We start from the raw sequence: 24345 nt of genomic DNA on the forward strand, positions 1-24345 counted from the left end.
TATTATATAGCAAATGTAGAAAGAGTGTACACTTATGATTTTCTTTTTAATTCTTCTTCTAATTCTTCTACTTGCTGCAACGTATCCCCTTTTATTAAAGAGAAATCTGTTGTATCTTCGTTATTTTCTTTAAAAAAATCATTGTCATAATCTTTTACCACTACAATCACCTCTACATGCTAGTGTAGGAATGATTGTCCAATTTTATTCAACTTTGTCGGATTTTGTTTTTAATTTATGTATAGAAGAAAAGGACAGAAAAAGATTCTGTCCTTATTTACTAAAATAACTATGATGTATTGTTAAATTATATACATTTTCAAAATCCCGATCTTGCAGGTTATTTTTCTTTCCATCAATAACAATGAAAACGTCACTTACTATTTTTGCTGGTATAATCCCGACATTTTCTACTTGCACCGCTTTCTGCTCATTCAATTGCTCGATATGTTCTAACGGGACGATAATACTAAATTGTGAGCGAATACCACGAAAGTTTGTATTTAATTCCTTCGCAGCTTCAAAAACAACAATTTTCGCGCCAATCTTTTCCCCATATGAATCTAAAAATGCATTTAAGCTCTTTGTATATTCCTCTTCCGTATGCCATTCCATCGTACCGAATACTGCTGGATTAACATTTTGAATAATTGTCGTGTATATTTCTCCTCTTGCTTTAGATGCAATTAATGATCGTTTTATGGATTGAACTGTCTTGCCAATATCGCTAAATTTCGCACCCCATATTTCTGAAATATTAGGCGTTAAAATGAACGCAATATCAACAAAAATAACCATTGCAGTAAACATTAAAAGATTTTTCCAGAGGGTTAAATCGATTCCTTTTATCATGAAATACACGGTGACAGATATGATAAACAAACCATACCAAGTCTTTCTAATACGTTGCTTCTTCTCCTCGTACAACTCTTCATTTTTCCAATAAAAGAAAACAAGGACTACAAAGACAATCGCTAAAACAAATAAGCCAATTCGAATGTTAGAGATCATTAATCACATCACCCTCCATTCAAAAACTACTCACGATATCATTACATGCGCAAGCTGCTCTCTTTATGACAAAAGACGTGGACAAGCTTCTAAAATTAGCTACATCGCATATATATTAGAAGGTACCACGTCTTTTATCCTGCTATTTGTGGGCAGTAAGACCCCACTGATTAAAATTTCACTTTACCATGAGTCTATATTATATATGTAGACAAGCATTCATTTCAAATTTTCGTATTAAAAAGAAATATGTTTCGGAATTTCCCCTTCAGGTACTTCTCCATCCATACTTAAATAATAATGACGAATCGGACGTAAGTTTTCGTCTAATTCATAAACAAGCGGAATGCTAGTTGGAATATTTAATGAAACTACACCATCACTTGAAAGGTTGTCTAAATATTTTACTAGCGAGCGAATTGTGTTACCGTGTGATGAAATAATTACTTTATTACCACTTTTTAATGTCGGCGCAATTTCTGAATGCCAATAAGCAAGTACTCTCTTCTCCGTATCCTCTAAACATTCAGTTAATGGAAATTCACCTTTTTTGAGTGTTTTATATCTTGGATCGGTCGCTTCATATCGAGGATCGTCTTCAGTAAGAGCCGGTGGTCTTACATCAACACTTCTTCTCCAAATATGAACTTGCTCCTCACCATACTTTTGAGCAGTTTCATCTTTATTCAGCCCTTGCAATGCACCATAATGTCTTTCATTTAGCTTCCAAGATTTATGTATTGGAACCCAAGTAAGATCCATCTCATGAAGTACAATCCATAACGTCCGAATTGCGCGTTTTAATACAGATGTATAAGCCACATCAAAAGTATATCCGTTTTTCTTTAATATTGCTCCTGCTTCTCTCGCTTCACTTAATCCATTCTCTGATAGATCAACATCTGTCCATCCAGTAAAGCGATTTTCAAGATTCCATAAGCTTTGTCCGTGACGAATAAGTACAAGTTTTATCATTATAATTCCCCTTTCGGAAATGTGAATTTTATTGTTCCATTGCGTACACGTATAAAGTATCTAGTAATGTATCTTTTTATCCATTCACTCTATGACCAAATCATAGTTGCCAAATGTATGGATAAAATTTGCTCTTTTTCAAACGATAAAAACAGAAGTTTTTTCATTATTTTTGATCGACTGGTATTTCACGTTTCGATATCCAAGCATCAAAACCTGATCGGCTATTTGCCATTTCATTCATAACTTGGTGCCAATTGTCCTCACATGATTCACCAAATTTTGAAAAAATAGCACCCATTTGTTGTCTTTGTACATCACTCAGTTTTTTCTCTAAATCTGTACCTTTTTCTGTTAAAGACAACTGTTTCACACGTCGATCATGCATAGCTTCATTACTCTCAATTAAGCCCTTTTCCACAAGTTGACGTAGCGGCCCGTGGAGAGCTTGTTTACTTATTTCTAATAGTGATAATAACTCATTTACACTTATCCCTGGAAAACGTGCGATAAAAAATAAAATTCGATGATGTACTCGTTGAATGCCATATTCTTTTATAATTTCATCTGGCTTTTCAGTAAATGTTTTATATGCAAAATAAAATAATGCTAATGCCTCATTCATCTGTTCTTCTTTATGTTGTGTCATCTACTTTCCCCCTGTATGTAAATTATACCACAATCTAGTAATGAATATTTTAATCAACGCATTAGAACTTCTTTAGTCTATTGAAACATTCATTGCATAATTAGGAGATGATTCATTTGAAAAAACAATATACTGTAAGTACATATTTATTGGATAGACTACACGAATTAGGAATTGAACATATATTTGGGGTTCCTGGTGATTATAATCTTGCCTTTTTAGATGATGTGATAGCACATAAAAGTTTAAAATGGATTGGCAATTGTAATGAATTAAATGCTGCATATGCAGCAGATGGGTACGCTCGCATAAAAGGAATCGCCGCTCTTATTACTACTTTCGGTGTTGGAGAATTAAGCGCTATTAACGGTATTGCTGGCTCATATGCGGAAAACGTGCCAGTTATAAAAATTACAGGTACGCCACCAACAAAAGTAATGGAAAATGGAGCAATCGTCCATCATACGTTAGGAGATGGAAAGTTCGATCACTTTTCCAATATGTATCGAGAAATCACTATAGCACAAACAAATGTAACACCTGAGCATGCTGCTGAGGAAATTGACCGTGTTTTACGTGCATGTTGGAATGAAAAACGCCCTGTTCATATTAATTTGCCGATTGATGTGTATAATAAACCAATTAATAAACCGACAGAACCTATTATAAATAAACCTATTTTAAGTAATAAAGAAGCATTAAATAAAATGCTTCTACATGCCATTTCAAAAATAAATAGTGCCAAAAAACCTGTTATTTTAGCTGATTTTGAAGTAGATCGATTTCATGCTAAAGAAAGTTTACATCAATTCGTAGAAAAAACTGGGTTTCCCATCGCGACGTTCAGTATGGGAAAAGGAATATTCCCAGAAAAACACCCTCAATTTATAGGTGTTTATACTGGTGATGTAAGTTCTCCGTACTTGCGAAAAAGAATTGATGAATCTGATTGTATTATTAGTATTGGTGTGAAGTTAACTGATACTATTACAGGCGGCTTCACACAAGGTTTTACAAAAGAACAAGTTATAGAAATCCATCCCTACACTGTGAAAATTATAGATAAAAAATACGGTCCAGTTGTAATGCAGGATGTTTTACAACATTTAAGTGATTCAATTGAGCATCGTAATAAAGATACCCTTGACGTTAAGCCATTTATTTTAGAATCATCACCTTTTACTGAAGAGTTCAATCCAAAAGCACAAATGGTCACACAAAAACGTTTTTGGCAGCAAATGTACCATTTCTTACAAGAAAACGACGTCTTAATTGTAGAGCAAGGAACACCTTTCTTTGGTAGTGCTGCTATCCCTCTACCTAATGACACTGCATATGTAGGACAACCGTTATGGGGATCTATCGGATATACACTGCCCGCTCTACTTGGTACACAGCTCGCCAATTTATCACGGCGCAACATTTTAATTATTGGTGATGGTTCTTTCCAAGTAACTGCCCAAGAGTTATCAACTATACTACGTCAAAATTTAAAACCGATTATATTTTTAATCAATAACAACGGATACACTGTTGAACGTGCCATTCACGGACAAAACCAACCTTATAATGACATACAGATGTGGGATTACAATAAACTATCAATGATATTTGGATCAGAAGAAAAAAGTCTAACATTTAAAGTAGAAAATGAAGCAGAATTAGCAGAAGTCTTAACAAATATAATTTTTAATAAGAATCAACTTATCTTTATTGAAGTTATAATGAGCCAAAGCGATCAACCTGAATTGTTAGCTAAACTCGGGAAAAGATTCGGTCAGCAAAATTCTTAATATAAAAGCATAACCTAATTATACAACTAGTAGTGTAAAACTTGTTTTGAGAATAGTTTCGACACTCAAAATACATAAGGAAAAGGATGGAAAGTACCATCCTTTTCTATTTTAAGAGCCTTCTTCGACTAACGCCCCGTGCGACAAGCAAAAATTCTTAATCCATCTTTAATTTTATAGCTTTTGTCGCAATAAATGTTTTAATATGCTTATCCAATATCCTTGTTCCACCAAAATCATCCTCATAAAAACCTGTTATAGCAAAACCAGCATCAATTTGGCCTTGGATTTGGTCTTCTAAAGTATGCGCATATTCTATTGTTTGATTTGAATCGATGTAATCTTGAACTTCATCCTCTGGTAAATAATCCAATGTTGATGAAGGAATTGAATGTTTAACATCCAGAATACCTTTTTGCTCTTGGTTATCATCAAAAATCCATAGTAACGGATTTGTAAATCCAGCAATAAGAACACCTTTATTCTTTAAAACCCTAGAAACTTCATTCCATACAAGATGAACATCTTTGACAAACAAATAAGCTACGCTTTTTCTTTTTTATTCAGCAAGAGTTAACTGCCAAGATACACCATACTTATCATTTAACCAGCCAAACTTTTTACTAAACGGATAAGAACCTAAAGGCATAAGAATCGCTCCATCCTGCGCTAGTTTATGAAAGACCGTTTCAATTTCTTCTTCTGTCTCACAAGTTACATAAAGAGACATAGCTGGAGTGAATGTAAAATTATGATTTACATAACTATCAATACACATAAACTCTTGGCCATTTAGCGTAAAAGTTGCATGAATTACAGTTCCCTCTTTACCAGGTCCATTTTCATCGTAGCGAGAAATACTTACAATTTCTGATTGATCAAATAGTGACGTATAAAAATTCATTGCTTCCTCAGCTTTGCCCTCAAACATTAAAAACGTAGTAATTTTTTGATTTGCGTTACTCATATGGAGACAGCCCCTTGTTATGTATTTATGTAAAACATACGCCAACAAAACCAAACGTACGTTCCTTTTAATATATTGTCTATAAAAACGATGAGTTTGTCAATTATCTACTTTATTATTTCTTCTTAAATAATGCTGTCCAAAGAAATGATTCTCCAAACATTTCTTTCGGTTGTTTCATTTGTTTCATTCTTCTAATCTCAATTACCTCAAATTCTTTAAATATCTCTCTTAACTTTTCTTCCGAGTATGCAAGACCACCTTGTAGACTCCACTCTCTATATACGTCCCAATCTGTTATTTCCGATCCATTTCGCTCATCTAAATCACCTGCCGCAAAACATGTTAATCCGAAATAACCACCCGATTTTAATGAGTTTTTAATTAAATCCACATAATTTATTCTTCTATGCGGTGGAATGTGATGCAAACAGCCCGAATCGTATACAAAATCAAATTCGTTTTGAACCTCTAAATTAAAAATTGAATCACAAATAAAATGAATTGCTACCTCTTTTGCCAATGCCCTTTCTTTAGCCCAATTAATGCCTTCTACAGATAAATCCACTGCTGTTACATCAAATCCTTGAGTCGCTAAATAAATGGCATTTCTACCTGGACCACACCCAAGTTCTAATACTTTCCCTTTTGAAACTCTCTCTTTTTGTATATACGAAACTAGGTTCTCATCTGGGACATTTCCAAAAAACGGAACATCCTTTTCTCTATTCTCATAAAATTCATTCCAAAATGGTTCTGCAGGTCTTAATAATGAATCAAGCATTTTTAAAATGTCTTCTTGTGTGTGTAACGTTTCATTTTTCATTAATACCCCTCCACAAATTAATAGTCAGAAAATTATTATATATCTTTTTGAACTTTCAAACAAAGAAAAAACTCCTACATTCAATAGGAGTTTTTTCTTTAAAATCCAAGTACATCTTGCCATTTTAGCAATTTCTCTTCCCGTACTTTCAAATAATCATGTTCATATTTCCCCATCCGTATTTCACTAACAATTTCTCAGTCTGCAAAAAAAGAACTCTTTCTGTTTTCGCTGCTACCTTTACAACATGAGTCACTTAAGAAGAATACTTTGCTGAAAAATAAAGTCGATTTCGTTAAGGTATATTTTTGCTAACGCCTCTTCTTTCATACATGATATTTCATACAATCATATTTTTCTAATAAAATAACGTTTTTGTTCACTTTTTTGATACATTTACGAAACATTCATGTGTTATCTTCATTAAGTTCTTTTCTTTTTATAATGTCGTGTGAGATATACCAACAGAGGAAGCCCTAGATCCCCTAATCCTAGGGCTTTTTTATAAGAATTTTATACATTTTATTATTTCCACTAACTCTTTAAATTGTATATACATAATATAAAATTTTCATGTTGTTATATTTTTTGATGGCCTCTTATCTTTCCTTAAAAGGCTTTTTTTCAAATAACGCTTTTGTTTAATTTATATTTAAAAAGTTCCTTTTCATAAAGACTTCCCTTATATGCTATACTCATTCTTAAATAATTGTATAAGGAATGTTAAAAATGGATGATAGATCGTCAAGACAATGGAAATTGCGACAAAAGTTAAGAGCACTGAAAACCAAAAACAACAATGACACAAACCCTTTGTTTAGTGAATGCCTTGAATCCCTAGGAAACGAAACTCTCATTTTCTCCCAAGAAAAAAGCCAGCAGATTGCTACTATTTTAATGAATTCATTTCCTATAATTGTCTCGGGAAGAATAGATTGGGAACAGATAGATAATCAATTCATAGCTTCGAACAAAGAACAACTAATTTCCCTTATTAGAGCAAACCAACTAGATTTTGACGAACAGATTTTTATAATACGGGATAACTATGAAATCCCTGTAGTAAGTACAAATCTTGATAAAGTATTCCAATCACTAGTTGACGTTGATGCAGTCAGTTTTTATTACTGGCTATTAGACAAAGAATATAGATTCGTAATTGAAATAAATGATGAAGAATTGATTAGGATTGGGTTTCGCTAATACTCTAAGCATATGAAGCTAGTTCCCTTCATTTCTTAATATTTTCTTCGTCACCACCGCTATTATTATCATTATGAAACTAATAGCAAATATAGGTAAATAAATTTTCGTACTGAATCCTTCAAACATAAAACCATATACGACTTGCCCAATTGGTGCCATACATTGAGATACCGCTGTTATAAATGCCATCACTTTTCCTAGATTTTCATTTGGTGTTTTCTTTTGGACTACAGTAATCACATAAATGGATACAATTGTCATAATCATTGCGATTAGAAGAGAAGAAAGTATAAAGAGGATAAATGGTGGATAGTATCCTAAATTAAGAATAAACGGTGTAACTGATAGTGCCACTGGCATTACTAATAAAGCTATGATAAGCATCCAATTATATAATGTTTTCATCTGTAACTTTTTAGCAAAGAAACCGATTGACAATGCCCCTAATATGGTTGCAAAATCAATTAATCCCATTCCAATTCCATACATCGTATCGCTACTCTGCATAGTTACTCGTAACATAATAGGTCCTCCAACAACAAATAACGGTGTCAAAATTAAGTTTAGTAAAGCTGCAAGTAACATAGCCTTCAAAATAAAAGGTTGCTTTAAAACATAAAGAAAACCTTTTTTCATATCTTTTACAATTGTCGGTATGATATGGCTTTCTTGCGCTCTTTTTATAAAAGGTATTGTAATAAACATTTCTAAAATTGCAGATAAAAAGAAAGCAAGACAACTTGTTATTACGAGCATTTTCAAACCAATTATGCCATATAATATTCCTCCTAGTACAGGTGCAACTATATTAGATAATGCTTGCACACCATTTATGATACCGTTTGCTTGTTCTAACTTTTTCTCTGGAACTAATTGCGGAATACTTGCCATAACAACTGGTGAGTACATTGCACTAATGACTGCTAGTAAAAACATAATTGCTCCAATCAATAAAATAGATACCGATTCAGTTAATAACAAAACTATAAAACTTAATACAATAGCAGCGTTTATAAAATCCAAAATGACCATTACATTACGGCGGTTGAAACGATCTGCTATCGCTCCGCCAAGAGGAGCTAACAAAAACGGGATACTCGTTATGGCATATAACCCTGCAAATATATCGGCACGTCCTGTTATATCTAGCACATATAAAGACAGTGCAAAACGTAATAGTGTTGAACCTAAAATAGTAATAATTTGACCACTTACCATTAAGTGAAAATCTTTCAAGGAAGATTGAATACTTGCTGGCATCTTCATCACATCCTTCATTTAGTCTAGACCGACTGCCGGTCTATAACACCCAAACAGAAAAAAGCTATTTCTGTTTCATTAAAACCTCGATCATATAATCAAAGGACCCTTCTTTCGCTCCAACAGATACTTCCATCATTTTAATATAAGCCTTAGCTCTTCTCATCATTTCTTCCGGTTTCCACTGGAATAAACCATCATCAAATATGACTTGTGCTGAAGAGAGTAATAATTCAATTGTTTCTTGTGGGTATGGAGTAGAAAATATGCCTTCTTCTATTCCTTGCTCTAAAACTTCCGTTAATACAGGAGATAAATGTATAATGGATTGCACTAAACTTTTCTGATGCATTTCTGCATTATTTGGTTGATGGAATTGTTCAATCATTTTTTCTTTGACATCTCCTGATTTTGGTGATTGTTCCATTAAAATTTTAAATAACTTATCTAAAACGGGGATATCGGGATTGGAGACAATCCTTTTCGCCTTAGTGACATCCTCTTTAATAATCCTCATAATGATTTCATCCATTACTTCCTCCTTCGACTTAAAATAATGATAAAACGTCCCCTTTGCTATACCAATTTCTTTTAAAATATCATTCACGGTTGTTTTCGTATAACCTTTCGTAAGAAACAAACGCTCAGCTGTTTCTAAAATTTCCTTTCTACGCTCCTCATACTCCTTTACAATTCGCATTCAAGTTCTCCTTCCCATCAGACCGACTGTCGGTCTATTAAAATTATATGTTTAGTTTGCAAAAAGTTTCCTATTATCGTACATATACAACACCATACTTTCTATTTCCTTTATAAATTTTTATTTTTTAACGTCCGCTCAATTTGTTTAAAACGTATCTCATGTTTCTTATCGTCACCTTTCATTTTAGGAAAAGAACGATGCCTCCGTTCGATCTATGTACTTATCAATGGAGTATTTTGTTGAGTTCCAATATGTAATATTGCATATTTCGCACTTTTAATTTTTGTATATGTGATAATTTATTTATAAAAATATAAATTATTAATAAGGGTGATTTATATGAGCAAGTTCCGAAAGAAGATGATTAAATATTTGCAAACATTTTGGGGATGCTTAGCATTTGGTGTATTAATGTTTGCTATCTTCTTAATTACGGATTTAACAGATGCATCTTTAAATACATTAGGCTGGAGAGACTGGCTAGGTTCTGTAGCAGGCGCAACCATTTTATCTGTTGGGATGTTTACTTTAAATAAATTGAATTTAAAATAAATATTCGGTCAATACTGAATGTGGGCTGTATGCCAACATTCATTTAAAGTAGTCTTCTCTGTATCTCCTTGTATTGAGCAGTTAGCTTTTGCTAGCCGCTCTTTTATTTTGTTCCGGTTCTTGCCTCTTAAAGAACTCTTTATCTACTTTCCCCCAATAAGTACACATATCTATTCTCCATTGCTACAAAATGAAATCTTTATTTTGTTTTACGCGTCGCTTCTTCAATCAGCCAAGATACAATATTAAAATCATTAGCTTCACCCTTTAAAGATGTTCCGTTCCAAAAGCATTCTTTCATCACTTCAAGTAATTTTTCAACAGCTTCAATTCATCTCATATTCATTTTCCTTTTCTTCCAAATAACTATTTTGTTTTACTAATTAGCTGATTAATTTCACAAACACCTTTATCAAACATTCCACGTTTCTTCACCCCGTGAATATTTTCCAAATAAAAATACATACTATTTTCAAGCCGCCGTGTCCACGGCCAATACCTCTTTCTTTTGTTACAGCAAAAACAGGTAGGTTCTTCACTTATCTACTTTCTCTGTATATTTTTTAAGAAATCGAAAATAATACCAACAAGCTGTTTGAACTAGCAGCTTCACTCTTCTCGCAATGGGGATGCAAATTATCACAATTAGCTAACTCATTGAACTCACTGGCAGACAACCAAAATCGTTGTCTGCTTTTTGTATGAGATTTTTCGTTTTACATATACTACTTTTGAACCTGCAGACCAATACGAGCCATTTTGGTGCTTGGGATTTCCCTTCCGGGGATAAGTATCTTTTACTTATCCCTTTTTTGTATAGACACGTATATTTAGGGTAAAACTAATTACAAGCAGATTTTCTGTTTATGCGTAGTTCTAAACAAGATTACTTTTCTCCTATTAAAGGACGGCAGGTACGACTGCTAGTCCTTTTTTCTTATTTCGCATATTATCACTACATTACCTTCATCGTCGTCGTAAGCAATTTCCCCATAAGGATGGCAGTGGTGCTTCTCGAGTTCCTCATCGATCAAAACTAACAAATTAGTTTTCCAGTTTCCAACGATCGTACACCAATACGAGTTTAATCCTTCATAAACTTCTCTTGTTCTATTTCAATAATTGCGGAATGTATAATGAAAATACTCGCTCGCTTCAATACCTTTTCTTTTAACCAAAGTGTTCTGCTGAATGATAGTAATACCCTTGCACTAATGGTTTTGGACTATAAAATTCCCTTTATAAATTTCAAATGCGGTGAATGAAATTTTGTTTTTTTCTTGCCATCATCCTTGTTGTATACAAACAAAAAAGAGCCACAATATTTTGCGACTCTTTTACAATTATAACTATTTAACGGCCACGTCTTTGCTGACCTTGCTTTGTACTACCTTTTTTATTACTTGGCTTATTAAATGATCGGTTATTTTCATTTCTAGAACTATTTCTTGAATCACTTCTTGAGCTATTTCTTGAATCACGTCTTGATTCACTTCTTGAACCTTCGCGGCTATCTCTTTGACGATTTTGACCTGATTTCTTCGGAGCTGGCTTTGGTACCGGTTTTCCGTTTTCATCTACACGTTTTATCTTCGGTTGTTCGATTATTTCTCTTTGTATTGGTGCACCAAGCGTTTTTTCAATTTCTTCTAAATGTTTTTCATCTTTCGCTGCAACGAACGTAATTGCAAGACCTGATCCACCTGCACGTCCTGTTCGGCCAATACGGTGAATATAACTTTCTACATCTTCAGGGATGTCAAAGTTAAATACGTGCGTTACACCATCTACATCAAGTCCACGAGCTGCTACATCCGTTGCGATTAAGTACTGAATTTTAGCTTCGCGGAAACTCTTCATAACTCTTTCACGTTTCGCTTGAGGTATATCACCATGAAGTTCAGCACAATTATAACCTAATCCTTTTAAATTATCATAAAGCTTACTTGCTCTAACCTTTGTACGACAGAAAATAACAGCTAAAAATGGCTGATCACGATCCATAACAAAACGAAGTGCATCTGGCTTTGCACGGTCTGTCGTCTCAATGACACGCTGCTCAATTGTATCAACCGTTACTTCTTCACTTTGTACTTGAATCATTTGCGGCTCATCCATATAACGTTTCGCTAATTTTTTAATATCTTTTGGCATCGTTGCTGAGAATAACATCGTTTGTTTACTACCTGGTGTCTCATCTAAAATATCTTCAATATCATATAAGAAACCGAAATAAAGCATTTGATCCGCTTCATCTAGTACAATCGTTGAAAGATTACTTAAATCAATTGTTTCACGTCGTATATGATCTAATAATCGTCCTGGTGTTGCAACAACAATATGTGTATTACCTTTTAATTTTCTCAATTGTTGTGCTACATCTTGCCCACCATAAATCGCTAGTACATTAATATCTTCTCTTTGAACAAGCATTTTTTTAATTTCAGTTGTAATTTGCAGAGCTAGTTCCCTTGTTGGTGCAACAATTAAGGCCTGAACATCACTAGACTCTGGATCGATTTTTTCTAAAATCGGTAACACGAATGCTAACGTTTTACCCGTTCCTGTTTTCGCCTGCCCAATAATATCTTTACCTGACATAATAACAGGAATTGCCTTCTCTTGAATTGGTGTTGCTTCTGTAATTCCATTTTCACGTAATGTATGATTAAAAGTTTCACTAATTCCTAATTCTAAAAAGTTTTTCAAATAGACCACTTCTTTTCCTTATTTTTCACATTAGCTTTCATTGTACCATTTGTTTCGCCAAATATGAAAAATAAAAAAATTCTTATCTTCTTTTTTTATATTCATCCTGTACTAGATGAACAAATTCTTTTTGCTTTTTCTCAGATTTTATTAATGCTTCCATGTTTATAGAAGTCAAAATATACCTTTTAATTTTTCTATTACTCCAAATTAAACTTGTATACTTCAGATCTTCATGTAGATTTCGAAACCACTCTAATTCACTTAATTTTGCGATATGATGTTTCAATTTCATGTCATTTCGAGGATAAAATAAAATGATATCTGCTATTACATCAAATAACGAACCCATCTTCTCCCCCCTATACTCTTGCTCAAATTATATATATTCTTCTTTACATATATATTTCAATTTTACCGAAATATAATGTTACTGATTTGGTTGAAATCGCAAAATATATGAACTAAAAACCAATCTTTTCGATTTAGGAAAGACCGATTTTCATTAATTTATACAGTAAGCTTTCCTCCATGATAGCAATAATACTCTGCTGCTTTAAAACTTTTAATCCTGTTTAAAGACTGTTTCGCTTTTTCTATATCCAAACAAAAATTCGGATTAGCTATTACTAACTCACGATTCTCTTGAACAGCCGCATCTCCCGTAATTACACAATCTAAATTCGGAAAATATAATGAAATATGCCCCGAAGTATGTCCTGGCGTCGCTACTATTTGACATTCATTATTCAAAATCATTTGACCATCATGCACTTTTTCATCGACGGAAATATGTTTTATATTTTTTAACTGTTGTATAAACCATTTACCAAATTCTTTTTCTTCATTTGGCATACGTTCTAACATTACTTCAGCTTGAACTAACCTCTCTGATTTTATATCACCACTAATATAGTTAGATTCAATTTCACTAGCAATAATATTAATTTGAGGATATTTCACTTTGAAATCATATAAAGCCCCTAGATGATCATCATCATAATGAGTAATAATTATATTTTTTAAGTTTTTCATCTCATATCCATGTTTTAATATTGCATTTTCAATTAAAGGTAAAAAACTTGGATATCCTGTATCGACTAATGTTAATTCATTATGTACTATAATTAAACTTGGATAAACACATTGTTTTTGCCCGTTAAATTCGAATTCAATTGGTAGTTCTATTATTTTCATTTTGCTTCCCCCATACCGCTTATAAAATGCATAATAATAACTAAATCATCCACATACATTTTACAATATATATACTATGTAACGGAACACTATGAATCGTTACATAATCCACATTATATTATTTTAAACAGGTAATCCCCTATTTTTATGGAAATATATAATTAAGAAAAACAATAAAATTGATTAATCTCTCACTTCTTTGTCCATCCTTTTAAAAAATCTATGTTTTGTAAAAGGAGTGTTTATATGGAGAAACAGACACTTTGGAAAAAGTTCAAAAAAAGCTCTGTAAACCTCGGTAAATCTAGCGTATATGAAAGTATTATTTTATTCTACACAATGAAAAAGAAAGAATTACCTACTAAGGCGAAATTCATAATATTAGCCGCTTTATCTTATTACGTATTAACAATCGATTTCATTCCAGATATAGCTGCTATTATTGGGATTGGGTTATTAGATGATGTTTTAGCAATCGCTGTAGCGCATAAATACGTTATGAGACACGCAGATGCTGAAATTCGAGAAAAGAGCAAAGTAAAGATGGAGTCATTATTTACTTCAGCACAAGCATAATGAAATTATCTAGTCATTTACCTACCTTTTTACTTTCAAATAAAGCTAACTGTAATTAATGATAGTTCCACCTCACTGAATATTACCCTTCACCATGAGAGCATAGCAGAATAAATTCCTAAACAAAAGCATTTCTCTTAGCTCTCAAACCGTAAACAAATAGGGAATCAGCACTTGTTCCTAAGTTCTGACTCCCTTTTATTTGTTCTTATATCTATCTGTTATACAGTTTCATACGTTCCCTTATACAAAACTGCTATTGCCGCTACTATAAGAATCATACCCATAAAAGCAGGTGCGGCATGACCAAGTGATACATAGATTTGTCCTCCAAGAATAGGACCAATCATTCTTGCTAAAGCTTGAATAGATTGGCTTCCACCTTGAATCCTTCCTTGTTCACTAGAACTGGCAGACTTTGAAAGCATCCCGTTGAATGAAGGCCCGAAAATTGAATCCCCAAAACCATACATTAGCATTCCAACGATTAGTAGTGGATAGAGTGAAAACAAAGCTGATGCCGCAATAAAACTGTATCCTATAATCTCCGAAACCATCCCAAGAATAGCTATTTGTTTATCACTAAGATTGATTAAAAGCTTTGGCATGATAAAACTTTGTGAAACAATGTCTTGAAAGCCCAAAATTGAAAACATAAGTCCGATTAATGCAGGTTTCCAACTGAAAGTATCTATTGTAAATTGCGTGAAAATTGCTTGTAAAGATCCGTTAGGTATCCAAAGTAAAAACGCTGAGATAAGTAACCATTTTAAATTTTTCATGGAAAGTATATTTGCTAGCTGTGCAAAAGGATTTAACCTTACAAAAGTAATCTCTTTTAACCTGTTATTTTTGTCAAGACTCTCAGGCATGTATTTCATACCATATAAAACATTTAATAAAGTTATGAACGCTCCAAAGTATAAAGGTACAGAATGACCAAACTTTGCAAGTAAACCCCCAAGAGTTGGTCCAATAATAGTTCCCGCACCTACAACTGCACTCACCCATCCAAAGTATTTCGTTCTCTGCTCTTTCGGAATGATGTCTGCAAAATATGCGAAGATAGTACTTATGCTCCCACCTGTTATACCTTCTATTATCCGTCCAGCAAATAATACCCATAAAGCTCCTCCTATGCCAAAAACCAAGTACCCAATTGCAGAACCAAATAAGCATATTAAAAGTAATGGACGACGGCCATACTTATCGCTTAAACCCCCGAGTGCTGGAGCAGCTAAAAACACGCAGGCCGCATATACGGAAGTTAGTAGTGTAACAACTAATGCTTGTTCTTCCGGATTACTTGTATATGGCTGTACTAAGAATGGGACTACAGGCATGATGATACTGAAACCTATACCACAAAGAAATACAGAAATAAGTCCGAATAGTAACGCATGTTTATCTATGCTTTTTTCAGTTTCCCTTTCATTTTGTGATCTAAATATAGACATTTAACTTCTCTCCTTAAAATGTTTTGTTGCTTTGTCAACAAAATAATAACCCTGTTTTGTTGATTAGTCAACAAAGATAAAATAATAAAAAAGCAGCCTATTCTCATATTAGAGTAAGGCTGCCATTTTATTATTAAAATGTATTACGATTTAATATGTATACCTTGTTTCTTTATTTCTGCATCCAAATGTCTACTATACTTTTCCACAAAGCTAATTATACTGTCGAATTCTTCTTCAGTTACTTGCTCAAATACAGCTTTATCCCGCTCTTGAAACTCTTTGTGCAGATTTTCATGGATTTTATAAATTTCTTTCCCTTGTTCGGTAAGCTTAAAATAAATTTCTTTCTTATTTTCTGACTTTTGGTAACTTTCAACAAGGCCTTTTTGTATGAGCTTCTTAGTCATTCTACTTATAGCACCGCGAGTCACATAAAAAGCCTCTGCGAGTTGTGTCACGTTAGAATCTGCATTGTTTTCAATATATTCAATACAGTGGACTTCAGAAGACTTAAACCCTTTAAGACCTTTTTCCATCTTATCTTTATTAAGCCAAACCAGCTTATTATATAATTCCCTGAAACCGTTCATGACCTGTTCTTCTTTATTCATGACCTGCCCTCCTCACCGCTCATTAGCACATTAAAACTATTATATTAAATTTCTGCTTACGTTTCGACAATATTGAAATAATTATTGTAACATTAAAGATATGTGTAAAAATAGGCGCTTAAATAAAACAATTCATTAGACAGCAAATTCTGCAAGTTTATTGCTACTTACAGTAAATGGTAGACAAAAAGTAAGAGCTAAGATCATTTCTCTTAGCTCTTCTTTCATAAAACTATTTCACTTCATTAGCGACAAAAAAGTGCTCACATACACTTGATATGCGCTGTAAGTCCACGTTCCCACCAGATATAACAGCCACTACTTTTTTCCCTTTTATATAACTATCAACTTTTCCCGCAAGAAGTGCAGCAGTTGCTAATGCACCTGCACCTTCTACAACAGCTTTCCCACGTTGTAATAAATCTTTCATCGCTACTTCCAGCTCTTTTTCTGATACAGTTACAATATCATCTACTAATTCTTTTACAATTTCAAATGTTAATTCTCCTGGTATTTTAACTGCGCAACCATCTGCAATAGTAGGAGCCTCATAATGTTCTACGATTGCGCCTTTATCGTAAGATGCCTTCATTCCATGAACATTATCTGCTTGGACACCAATTATATTAATGGATGGATTAAAAGATTTTAATGCTACAGAAATACCAGAAATAATTCCGCCTCCACCTATTGGTACAATGACAGTATCTACATCCCACATATCATCAAGAATGTCTAATCCAATTGTACCTTGACCAGCCATTACCTCTACATCATCATATGGATGTAAGTATGTTTCACCTGTTTCCCTTATAATTTCTTCACATTTTACCTTTGCATCATCAAAGGTTTCACCATGTAAAATCACTTCAGATCCATATCCTTTTGTTGCTTCAACTTTTGCCTGAGGTGCAGAAATTGGCATAACAATTTTACTCTTAATACCGAGTAAATGAGCAGATAATGCAACTCCTTGTGCATGATTACCTGCTGAACATGCGATTACACCTCTTTCTTTTTCTTGATCCGTGAGCCGTGACATTTTATTAAATGCGCCACGAAATTTAAAAGAACCCGTTAATTGCATATTTTCTAATTTCAAATGTATTTCTCCGCCCGTTTTACTAGTCAAATAAAAAGATTTTACTAATGGCGTTTTACGAGCATTTCTATCTAGAATCTTGTGAGCTTTTTTAATATCGTCTATATGTAATGGTAGTTTTCTAGTTATCATACTGACACCTCTTCCAAAGTTCTATTTCTAAGTTTTCGTAAGTCGTAGCTCCTTTATACGAAAAGAAAAAATCTTTATATATGTACCCCACTCTGAAATAAACACATTTGCAAACAATTTAACATCCTCTTCATATCGCGTTCTTTATAATGATTTAAACATGCAATTTGGATCCAATTATTCTTTTGTAAATAAGATGACTCATAATGAACGATGTATCCTTGTAATGCTAATGCATCGCCTACTACTTTAGAAGAATGGTCTTCGCTTAATACAATAGTAAGTATAATTGGCGCGGCATGTTCTTTAGGTGAAACAAGCTTTAAGCCCATATCAGTAATAACTTCTTCAACATATTCGTATGTCTCTTTAATTTTTACAAATACCTTTTCATCTTCAAATCTCTTCAACGCTTCTTGCAATGCATAAATTAAATTCCATGATTGTGAGTATGGAATGCTTTCATTTTCTTCATACATGCCAATGTCCATATAGGCTGGCACAGCCTCGTTTATTTTTACAATGTGGTTATAAAAAACGAAAGAAATTCCTGTATATGATTTAATCGCTTTACCGCTAACACCACTCGCAAAATACACATCCTTCAAGTCTAATGGTATTGCTCCAATTGAGCTTATGCAATCTACACATAGTTTTATTTGATTCTCGTTACAAAGAGTATTTAGCTCGTTTAAATCGTTTAACATTCCAGTAGATGTTTCATGATGAACAAACCAAATCCATTCATAATTTCCAGTTGTCATGATTTCTTCTAATTCGGTATAAATAAATGGATCTCCCATTTCCTTTTTATACGTATCAAAATGTAACTGTGCTCGTTTTGCATGTCCAACTAATCTATTACCAAATTCCCCATTTGTTAATACTAGTCCTTTCCCTTTTAAAGAACGTAACTGTAAAGCAATCGCATCATTTGCTAACGTCCCTGTTCCTAACATAAGCTGTACATGTTTTGCTTTTGTCATATAAAGTAACCGTTTTTTCACATTGTCCATCATCACTTGAAATGACTTAGAGCGATGCGAAATAGGCCGCGTAGAAAATGCCTTTCGAACGTTCTCTTCAATATCTACTGGACCAGGTAAAAACGTATATTCTTTCGTCATAACCCCCCCAACACTCGACTCTTCAAACATAGCAGGGGTAACATACATTGGCTGGAAGGCTGCTTCTTCTGTACCAACTAACGTATGGAAAGATTTGAATCCCATTTGCTCATATAAAGCTAGTTCACGTGTTGTTGCAGAAATGAGTGCTAATTCATATCCATTTAGAAGCAAATAACGATGTAGAAAACGAATTAATCCTAACAACGCTCTTCCATTTCTATATTCACGTTCTACTGAAAGTAAACGAATTTCATACATTTTTTCTCCATGCTCTTGCAAATAAACATCTAAATTTGAGATTTTATAATCTAACGAGAATGGTCGTTTTCCCCGCACTGCGACCATACCTACTAATCTATCCTCATCTAAACAAATTAAATATGTATTTTCTTTATGAAACCGATCTATACGAAACCGGTCTTTCGTTTCTTCATGTTGTGGTATCTCTTCCACAAAAGTTTTATAATTTAATTTATGTATACTTTCAAATTCCCAATCTTGATCAGCAACTTTATAAATTAACCCCATGCCTTATCTCCTTTATCTATTTAATAAAAAATGATAAGTGGAGATTATCCCCACTTATTAAACATTCATTTTATTCTCGATTCACATATAGAATAAGTACAATAATCATTCCACTTAATATAGTGGTAACAATAGAATAAGAATAAAGAATCATACAAATTGGTAAACAAGCAATTGTAATTAGTCCTGGCTTCGTAAACCCTTTAAATATTAAATAAAATACAATAAAAATGCCTAAGAGGGTAAGCGCTATCAAATAATCAAATGCGATTAGTCCTCCTATAAATGTTGAAATACCTTTACCGCCCTTGCCTTTAAATAAAACTGGGTAAATATGTCCAATAATAACGGACAATAATGTTAACATTACGAATGTAGGATCTTCAAAAAGATATTTTGCTACAGCAACAACGATTGCCCCTTTAATCGCATCACCTAAAAATGTAGCGATGAAATACCCTTTTCCATATACGCGCCCCATATTTCTTGCGCCAGGATTTCCGCTTCCTTCATCCCTAATATCAACGTTATGTCTCAATTTTGTTACTATATAAGCGGTCAATATGTTTCCAATTAAATAAGAAGCCACCAAATATAAAAACTGCATACTATTAATCATGTAATCATTCACTTTCTACATGGGATTACATATACAATATTCAATTACTACGTATATTGTACGTTTTTAACATACATCCCTTTATACATTTTAACATCATATTTTTACAAATCATACAAAAATTCTCATACAGCTATTTATTTAAATATAAATTCTTCATTAAATAATATGTTCCTTTCACTGCTGGTTCGGATTGTGATACAAATGTAACTTTTCCTATACTTTTCTCACAGCATTTCTTAAATTCAGCATATATTTCTGGAACGAAACGCATTATGCTACCACTTACTGCAATTGAAGTTGGTACATCAAACTTCATTTTATTGTAAATATTCACTGTAATTCTCGTTAATTCCTTAGCAGCTTGCAAGATAATTTCACGTGCATCATCATTCCCATTTCTCGCTTCCTGAATAACTAATGGCGCGATTGCTGCAATTTTATCTTTAGAAGAAGTATATACTAAGCTTTTTATATGAGACGGTGTCAAAAGTTGAAACTGCCTTTGAATGTTCAAACTCAATGGACAAAGACTGATTCCTTGATCGAACTGAATTGCCATTTTCTTTAAAGCTTGTAATGCAATCCAATATCCGCTCCCCTCATCTCCTAAAATATGTCCCCATCCACCGCTATACTGATATACTTCCCCTTTCTTTCCGATACAAATTGCACCTGTACCACCTATAGTTAATATTCCCTCCTTACCTTTTAAAGCAGCTGCATGCGCGATCATTGCATCATTAAAAATTTCAATTTTTGTTCCGTATTTCTTTTTTAAACGTAATGTTAATTCATTTGTATTCCCTCCGCTTATACCAGCTAATCCTAAACAAATACAAACGCAATGCTCATTCATTAAACTCTTCTGGCATTGATTAATTGCTTCCATAATATGCAAAAGTGCCTGGTCAAAATCTATTAATACATTTCCAAATCTGCTCGTACCCCTTACAACTTCATTTCCATCTTGATCAAATGCAATTGCCTCTGTCTTCGTTCCCCCGCCATCTACTCCAATCATATACTTCATATGTTCGCCTCATTTTCATCTGCGTATGGAGGGAATGTTATATTCCCTAAAATTACGGAATTCTTAGCACCTGTTGCGCTCGGCACATTACTTGGATTACGATGATATGTTTCATTTGCTAAAATGGCAAAGGCGATTGCTTCCTTCGATTCTGAAGAATAGCCTATATCTTCTTGAAGGAATAATGCACATTTTTCTTCTTTCAATCCATGCCGTATCATTTCTACAAGTGTATCATTATAACTTCCGCCACCACCTAGAATTACCTCATCGATTTCATAATACGGCAGAATAAACTCCTTATAATGATAAACAATTGAACTTGCTGTAAACCTTGTGACAGTCGTCAATATATTTTCTTTACTATGCTTTTCAAACCGCTTTAATAACTCACTGACAAATTCTTCTCCAAACTGTTCTCTACCAGTTGATTTCGGTGGATTCATTTTCAAAAATGGATGATTCATACAATATGTCAAAACCTCTTCTACAACTACTCCTTGTTTTGCAATGTTACCATTTTGATCATATGACAACTGAAATAACCTTTGACATACTTCATCCATTACCATATTACCTGGACCTGTATCAAATGCTATAACGCTTTTCTCACTTAGTTGACTTGGTATTACAGTCACATTACCAATCCCGCCGATATTTTGTAGTAGTCTATTTTTAGTTTGGTGACGATATAAAATAATCTCTGAATATGATACAAGTGGTGCTCCTTGTCCTCCAGCTGCCATGTCCATCGTTCGAAAATTAGAAATAACCGTCGTATTCGTTTCATACGCTATAATTGCTGGTTCTCCAATTTGTAATGTAGAAGGAATCATACCTCCATCTTGCTGTGGCTGATGATAAATCGTTTGTCCGTGAGAACCAATTAAATCTAATTGTCTCAAAGGAAAATTGGCCTCTTTACAAACTTCCTTTACAGCGTTTGCGAAGCGTAAACCGAGTTTAAAATTCAAACTGCATATAAGTTGTACATTTGAATTTTCTATTGATAATGCCTGCTGGATATCATTTTTCATATCATTACAAAATGGCACAGTAGTAAAATGGATGAGTTCAACTTTAGAATCTACACCGCTTCCATCTATATGAACGAGTGCTACATCTATTCCGTCTAACGAAGTACCGGACATTACCCCTGCAACATACATAACATGCATGACCTCCTATTTACTAAAAAACAATCATGTAAGTAACCAACGTACAACCAATCGAAAACAATATAAATCTAAAAAACAACTGAGCTTTCGATGCAAACGATCCATCAATGAAAGAAACAACTACCGTAAGCAAAACGCTTGCCGCAATACTTGTAACGAGCCAAATACTATGCATTTGTGATAAATTTAGCATGCCTAATAAAGGGACAAAAAGTAAATTTGCACAAATCACTCCAAATAGTAATAAAAACACACCTTTATAACTAAATTTTATATTCATTCTATTTCCCCCTTTCTAGTTTTAATGTGAAAGAAGTGATAGACAAAAAGTCTATCACTCAAAATAACAGCATGCAGATTAAGGATTAACCGACTCTCCGTCACCATTCTTTTCGATTTCAAGCATATTTTTGTCGTACATTTTAAAGAATGGTAAATAAATAAGGAACGATATTGCTATATTTATAAAAACTAATACAATCGCACGCCAATCTCCACCTGTTGCTAAATATGCACCAATTGGAGCAGGTAATGTCCATGGCGGCATAATATGCGTTGGTGTTACAAATCCCATTGCGGTTGCAGCATACGCTATAGTAGCTGTTACTAACGGGGTAATGACGAAAGGAATAATTAAAATTGGATTTAATACAATCGGCAAACCGAATATAACCGGTTCATTTATATTAAAAATCCCAGGGACAATACATGTTCTCGATAATGCTTTTGAATATTTTGATCGACCAAATACAATCATAGCTAACACAAGCCCTAACGTTGCACCCGAACCACCAATCCAAATAAACCATTGATAAAACGGTTCTGGTGCAATAAACGGAAAATGACTCGCTCCACTTGCTACAGCTTCACCGTTCTTTCCTAAATACACATCCCAAAGTGGCCTTGCCACAGTACCTACAACTGATACTCCGTGTATCCCGAAAGACCAGAAAAACGTAATTAAAAATACAGGTATAATAACGCCAAAGTAACTATCACCAGCTTTTACTAACGGTGCGGCTAGTTTATCTACAACGTAATGTAAATCAACTTTAAAAACGACTGTAATAAGACTCATCATAATAATAACGAATGCTGCAGGTATAAGTGCTTCAAATGAACGTGATACTGACGATGGTACTTGTTCTGGCATTTTTATCGTTACGTTATTCTTCTTACAAAACCTTAAAATCTCAACTGATAAAATAGAGACGATCATCGTCACAAATAATCCATGACCTCCAAGATTTGTCATCGGAAGCATGAATCCTTTTTTATCAATTAACTCAGGCGTTAATGTTAAAAGTAGTGAACATACCGCAAGCTGTGCTCCTGATAAAGCATCTAATTTATAACTTTTCGCTAAATTATATCCTATTCCAAATGCTATATATAAGGACATAATAAACATAGTTAAACGATATGGTATCAATATACTTGTTTGATTCTTTAATGCCCAAACCGATATGAAACTATCTTTCGGCAGTGGTGGAAATGCTACTATTAAAAAAAAGCTTCCTACTATAATAAATGGTAACGCCGAAATAACTCCATCACGGATTGCTTGTAGATGCCTCTGCTCAGAAAGCCTTGCCATCGGGCCAGATAAGTTTTTATCAAGAAACGTGACAAACTTATTCATAACGCTTCCTCCTAACTAATTAATTCATTTACAGTTTTTAATAAAGTCGGGCCTCCAAGTGGCGTGTATGCTTGCGGTGGAATGATGCCACACGGAATAGATTCCTCCTCTGCAAATTTTTTTACAGAGTCAAATCGGTGTCTTATTTGAGGTGCCACCATTACGACATCCCAGCCATTCTTTACTTCTTCCTCTACCTCATTCGTTCCAATTGCATGCACTTCCATGTTCACACCATTTTTCTCCGCTTCTTTTTTTAAAGCGTTTACAACAATTGCACTGGACATTCCTCCAGAACAGACGAACAAAACTTTCATTTATTAATCCTCCTATACTTATAATTTATTACCCTTCAAATGAAAGGAAGTTTCACTTTACTAACAAGCATATGAAGTAGTAAATGAATTTAGTTATAATGAAAGTAAATTTCATTAAAAATATTTTTCCTATTAAATTAATGTTTCAATATGCAATTTTCTCTATTGC

Annotated in this window: 25 protein-coding genes and 2 pseudogenes; 4 read left to right on the plus strand and 23 right to left on the minus strand. The window is 33.6% G+C overall.

Going from position 1 to position 24345, the window contains the following annotated elements:
• Positions 1-32: 32 nt before the first annotated feature.
• The 4 genes from ES895_RS14100 to ES895_RS14115 all read right to left on the minus strand — a co-directional run bounded on the left by ES895_RS14100 (position 33) and on the right by ES895_RS14115 (position 2635).
• A complete protein-coding gene (locus ES895_RS14100; protein ID WP_000237820.1) occupies positions 33-161 on the minus strand; it encodes a hypothetical protein in 129 nt (42 codons plus the stop codon).
• A gap of 112 nt (positions 162-273) precedes the next feature.
• Positions 274-1011 (minus strand): type II toxin-antitoxin system SpoIISA family toxin, encoded by a 738-nt coding sequence (locus ES895_RS14105; protein WP_000624977.1) that lies wholly within the window; start codon positions 1009-1011, stop codon positions 274-276.
• Between the two features lie 237 nt (positions 1012-1248).
• Complete coding sequence (gene gpmA / locus ES895_RS14110) at positions 1249-1986, minus strand: 2,3-diphosphoglycerate-dependent phosphoglycerate mutase (RefSeq protein WP_000594152.1); 738 nt, start codon at positions 1984-1986, stop codon at positions 1249-1251.
• A gap of 166 nt (positions 1987-2152) precedes the next feature.
• Positions 2153-2635, minus strand: a complete 483-nt coding sequence (locus ES895_RS14115; protein ID WP_000191888.1) for a MarR family winged helix-turn-helix transcriptional regulator — start codon at positions 2633-2635, stop codon at positions 2153-2155.
• Positions 2636-2742: 107 nt separating this feature from the next.
• On the opposite strand from ES895_RS14115, the gene ES895_RS14120 reads away from it, so the two are divergent.
• The gene (locus tag ES895_RS14120; RefSeq protein WP_002196497.1) at positions 2743-4428 is read left to right on the plus strand and encodes an alpha-keto acid decarboxylase family protein; all 1686 of its coding nucleotides are present in this window, start codon (positions 2743-2745) and stop codon (positions 4426-4428) included.
• Positions 4429-4585: 157 nt separating this feature from the next.
• On the opposite strand, the pseudogene ES895_RS14125 reads toward ES895_RS14120, so the two are convergent.
• From ES895_RS14125 to ES895_RS14140, 4 genes and pseudogenes are all read right to left on the minus strand, one after another.
• Positions 4586-4975 (minus strand): annotated as a pseudogene (locus ES895_RS14125) (SAM-dependent methyltransferase); the annotation flags it as partial.
• A gap of 12 nt (positions 4976-4987) precedes the next feature.
• A complete protein-coding gene (locus ES895_RS14130) occupies positions 4988-5395 on the minus strand; it encodes a VOC family protein (RefSeq protein WP_000063589.1) in 408 nt (135 codons plus the stop codon).
• Positions 5396-5510: 115 nt separating this feature from the next.
• Positions 5511-6221, minus strand: a complete 711-nt coding sequence (locus tag ES895_RS14135; RefSeq protein WP_000787497.1) for a class I SAM-dependent methyltransferase — start codon at positions 6219-6221, stop codon at positions 5511-5513.
• A 98-nt stretch (positions 6222-6319) separates the two neighbouring features.
• Positions 6320-6477, minus strand: a pseudogene (locus ES895_RS14140) (ABC transporter ATP-binding protein); the annotation flags it as partial.
• A gap of 473 nt (positions 6478-6950) precedes the next feature.
• Between ES895_RS14140 and ES895_RS14145 the strand changes: the two are divergent.
• Positions 6951-7424: a CDI toxin immunity protein gene (locus tag ES895_RS14145; protein WP_000342727.1), complete on the plus strand. Its 474-nt coding sequence runs from the start codon at positions 6951-6953 to the stop codon at positions 7422-7424.
• An 18-nt stretch (positions 7425-7442) separates the two neighbouring features.
• Here the strand turns inward: ES895_RS14145 and ES895_RS14150 are convergent, their stop codons facing one another.
• Both ES895_RS14150 and ES895_RS14155 read right to left on the minus strand, forming a co-directional pair.
• On the minus strand, positions 7443-8687 hold the full coding sequence (locus tag ES895_RS14150; RefSeq protein ID WP_001111715.1) for an MFS transporter: 1245 nt from the start codon (positions 8685-8687) through the stop codon (positions 7443-7445).
• A gap of 64 nt (positions 8688-8751) precedes the next feature.
• Positions 8752-9387, minus strand: coding sequence for a TetR/AcrR family transcriptional regulator (locus tag ES895_RS14155; protein WP_001223580.1), 636 nt, complete (start codon positions 9385-9387; stop codon positions 8752-8754).
• Positions 9388-9729: 342 nt separating this feature from the next.
• Here ES895_RS14155 and ES895_RS14160 point away from each other — a divergent pair, with 342 nt between their 5' ends.
• Positions 9730-9942 carry a hypothetical protein gene (locus ES895_RS14160; protein ID WP_000033159.1) on the plus strand — a complete coding sequence of 71 codons (213 nt, stop codon included), beginning with the start codon at positions 9730-9732 and terminating at the stop codon, positions 9940-9942.
• Positions 9943-11295: 1353 nt separating this feature from the next.
• Here the strand turns inward: ES895_RS14160 and ES895_RS14170 are convergent.
• The 3 genes from ES895_RS14170 to ES895_RS14180 all read right to left on the minus strand — a co-directional run bounded on the left by ES895_RS14170 (position 11296) and on the right by ES895_RS14180 (position 13848).
• The gene (locus tag ES895_RS14170) at positions 11296-12660 is read right to left on the minus strand and encodes a DEAD/DEAH box helicase (RefSeq protein ID WP_002196494.1); all 1365 of its coding nucleotides are present in this window, start codon (positions 12658-12660) and stop codon (positions 11296-11298) included.
• A gap of 73 nt (positions 12661-12733) precedes the next feature.
• Positions 12734-13003, minus strand: a complete 270-nt coding sequence (locus tag ES895_RS14175; protein WP_000535034.1) for a hypothetical protein — start codon at positions 13001-13003, stop codon at positions 12734-12736.
• Between the two features lie 158 nt (positions 13004-13161).
• Positions 13162-13848 carry an MBL fold metallo-hydrolase gene (locus ES895_RS14180; protein WP_135238425.1) on the minus strand — a complete coding sequence of 229 codons (687 nt, stop codon included), beginning with the start codon at positions 13846-13848 and terminating at the stop codon, positions 13162-13164.
• 246 nt (positions 13849-14094) lie between these two features.
• Between ES895_RS14180 and ES895_RS14185 the strand changes: the two genes are divergently transcribed.
• Positions 14095-14424: a YkvA family protein gene (locus tag ES895_RS14185; protein WP_000415089.1), complete on the plus strand. Its 330-nt coding sequence runs from the start codon at positions 14095-14097 to the stop codon at positions 14422-14424.
• 221 nt (positions 14425-14645) lie between these two features.
• Here ES895_RS14185 and ES895_RS14190 read toward each other — a convergent pair whose 3' ends face one another.
• From ES895_RS14190 to ES895_RS14235, 10 genes are all read right to left on the minus strand, one after another.
• Positions 14646-15881, minus strand: a complete 1236-nt coding sequence (locus ES895_RS14190; RefSeq protein ID WP_053513506.1) for an MFS transporter — start codon at positions 15879-15881, stop codon at positions 14646-14648.
• Positions 15882-16024: 143 nt separating this feature from the next.
• Complete coding sequence (locus tag ES895_RS14195; protein WP_098279608.1) at positions 16025-16495, minus strand: MarR family transcriptional regulator; 471 nt, start codon at positions 16493-16495, stop codon at positions 16025-16027.
• Positions 16496-16727: 232 nt separating this feature from the next.
• Positions 16728-17729 carry a bifunctional threonine ammonia-lyase/L-serine ammonia-lyase TdcB gene (gene tdcB / locus ES895_RS14200; RefSeq protein ID WP_000632959.1) on the minus strand — a complete coding sequence of 334 codons (1002 nt, stop codon included), beginning with the start codon at positions 17727-17729 and terminating at the stop codon, positions 16728-16730.
• Positions 17730-17803: 74 nt separating this feature from the next.
• Positions 17804-19387: an aminotransferase class V-fold PLP-dependent enzyme gene (locus ES895_RS14205; protein WP_000523052.1), complete on the minus strand. Its 1584-nt coding sequence runs from the start codon at positions 19385-19387 to the stop codon at positions 17804-17806.
• 70 nt (positions 19388-19457) lie between these two features.
• A complete protein-coding gene (gene plsY / locus ES895_RS14210; RefSeq protein WP_000610873.1) occupies positions 19458-20006 on the minus strand; it encodes a glycerol-3-phosphate 1-O-acyltransferase PlsY in 549 nt (182 codons plus the stop codon).
• Between the two features lie 133 nt (positions 20007-20139).
• On the minus strand, positions 20140-21039 hold the full coding sequence (locus tag ES895_RS14215; protein WP_098279609.1) for a BadF/BadG/BcrA/BcrD ATPase family protein: 900 nt from the start codon (positions 21037-21039) through the stop codon (positions 20140-20142).
• Positions 21036-22208, minus strand: a complete 1173-nt coding sequence (anmK, locus tag ES895_RS14220; RefSeq protein ID WP_135238426.1) for an anhydro-N-acetylmuramic acid kinase AnmK — start codon at positions 22206-22208, stop codon at positions 21036-21038. The genes ES895_RS14215 and anmK overlap by 4 nt, the downstream gene beginning before the upstream one ends.
• Positions 22209-22230: 22 nt before the next feature.
• A complete protein-coding gene (locus tag ES895_RS14225; RefSeq protein ID WP_001021966.1) occupies positions 22231-22497 on the minus strand; it encodes a hypothetical protein in 267 nt (88 codons plus the stop codon).
• A gap of 78 nt (positions 22498-22575) precedes the next feature.
• Positions 22576-23859, minus strand: coding sequence for a PTS sugar transporter subunit IIC (locus tag ES895_RS14230; protein ID WP_098375746.1), 1284 nt, complete (start codon positions 23857-23859; stop codon positions 22576-22578).
• Between the two features lie 11 nt (positions 23860-23870).
• Positions 23871-24176: a PTS sugar transporter subunit IIB gene (locus ES895_RS14235; protein WP_000865907.1), complete on the minus strand. Its 306-nt coding sequence runs from the start codon at positions 24174-24176 to the stop codon at positions 23871-23873.
• Positions 24177-24345 lie beyond the last annotated feature (169 nt).

The organism is Bacillus sp. 007/AIA-02/001, assembly GCF_004634455.1.
Lineage (GTDB): Bacteria > Bacillota > Bacilli > Bacillales > Bacillaceae_G > Bacillus_A > Bacillus_A cereus.

What these genes read in the sequence shown, in the direction of transcription:
- ES895_RS14105 (WP_000624977.1), bottom strand. Translation starts at nt 1,011, where the DNA reads ATGATCTCTAACATTCGAATTGGCTTATTTGTTTTAGCGATTGTCTTT.
- gpmA (WP_000594152.1), bottom strand. Translation starts at nt 1,986, where the DNA reads ATGATAAAACTTGTACTTATTCGTCACGGACAAAGCTTATGGAATCTT.
- ES895_RS14115 (WP_000191888.1), bottom strand. Translation starts at nt 2,635, where the DNA reads ATGACACAACATAAAGAAGAACAGATGAATGAGGCATTAGCATTATTT.
- ES895_RS14120 (WP_002196497.1), top strand. Translation starts at nt 2,743, where the DNA reads ATGATTCATTTGAAAAAACAATATACTGTAAGTACATATTTATTGGAT.
- ES895_RS14130 (WP_000063589.1), bottom strand. Translation starts at nt 5,395, where the DNA reads ATGAGTAACGCAAATCAAAAAATTACTACGTTTTTAATGTTTGAGGGC.
- ES895_RS14135 (WP_000787497.1), bottom strand. Translation starts at nt 6,221, where the DNA reads ATGAAAAATGAAACGTTACACACACAAGAAGACATTTTAAAAATGCTT.
- ES895_RS14145 (WP_000342727.1), top strand. Translation starts at nt 6,951, where the DNA reads ATGGATGATAGATCGTCAAGACAATGGAAATTGCGACAAAAGTTAAGA.
- ES895_RS14150 (WP_001111715.1), bottom strand. Translation starts at nt 8,687, where the DNA reads ATGCCAGCAAGTATTCAATCTTCCTTGAAAGATTTTCACTTAATGGTA.
- ES895_RS14155 (WP_001223580.1), bottom strand. Translation starts at nt 9,387, where the DNA reads ATGCGAATTGTAAAGGAGTATGAGGAGCGTAGAAAGGAAATTTTAGAA.
- ES895_RS14160 (WP_000033159.1), top strand. Translation starts at nt 9,730, where the DNA reads ATGAGCAAGTTCCGAAAGAAGATGATTAAATATTTGCAAACATTTTGG.
- ES895_RS14175 (WP_000535034.1), bottom strand. Translation starts at nt 13,003, where the DNA reads ATGGGTTCGTTATTTGATGTAATAGCAGATATCATTTTATTTTATCCT.
- ES895_RS14180 (WP_135238425.1), bottom strand. Translation starts at nt 13,848, where the DNA reads ATGAAAATAATAGAACTACCAATTGAATTCGAATTTAACGGGCAAAAA.
- ES895_RS14185 (WP_000415089.1), top strand. Translation starts at nt 14,095, where the DNA reads ATGGAGAAACAGACACTTTGGAAAAAGTTCAAAAAAAGCTCTGTAAAC.
- ES895_RS14190 (WP_053513506.1), bottom strand. Translation starts at nt 15,881, where the DNA reads ATGTCTATATTTAGATCACAAAATGAAAGGGAAACTGAAAAAAGCATA.
- ES895_RS14195 (WP_098279608.1), bottom strand. Translation starts at nt 16,495, where the DNA reads ATGAATAAAGAAGAACAGGTCATGAACGGTTTCAGGGAATTATATAAT.
- tdcB (WP_000632959.1), bottom strand. Translation starts at nt 17,729, where the DNA reads ATGATAACTAGAAAACTACCATTACATATAGACGATATTAAAAAAGCT.
- ES895_RS14205 (WP_000523052.1), bottom strand. Translation starts at nt 19,387, where the DNA reads ATGGGGTTAATTTATAAAGTTGCTGATCAAGATTGGGAATTTGAAAGT.
- plsY (WP_000610873.1), bottom strand. Translation starts at nt 20,006, where the DNA reads ATGATTAATAGTATGCAGTTTTTATATTTGGTGGCTTCTTATTTAATT.
- ES895_RS14215 (WP_098279609.1), bottom strand. Translation starts at nt 21,039, where the DNA reads ATGAAGTATATGATTGGAGTAGATGGCGGGGGAACGAAGACAGAGGCA.
- anmK (WP_135238426.1), bottom strand. Translation starts at nt 22,208, where the DNA reads ATGTATGTTGCAGGGGTAATGTCCGGTACTTCGTTAGACGGAATAGAT.
- ES895_RS14225 (WP_001021966.1), bottom strand. Translation starts at nt 22,497, where the DNA reads ATGAATATAAAATTTAGTTATAAAGGTGTGTTTTTATTACTATTTGGA.
- ES895_RS14230 (WP_098375746.1), bottom strand. Translation starts at nt 23,859, where the DNA reads ATGAATAAGTTTGTCACGTTTCTTGATAAAAACTTATCTGGCCCGATG.
- ES895_RS14235 (WP_000865907.1), bottom strand. Translation starts at nt 24,176, where the DNA reads ATGAAAGTTTTGTTCGTCTGTTCTGGAGGAATGTCCAGTGCAATTGTT.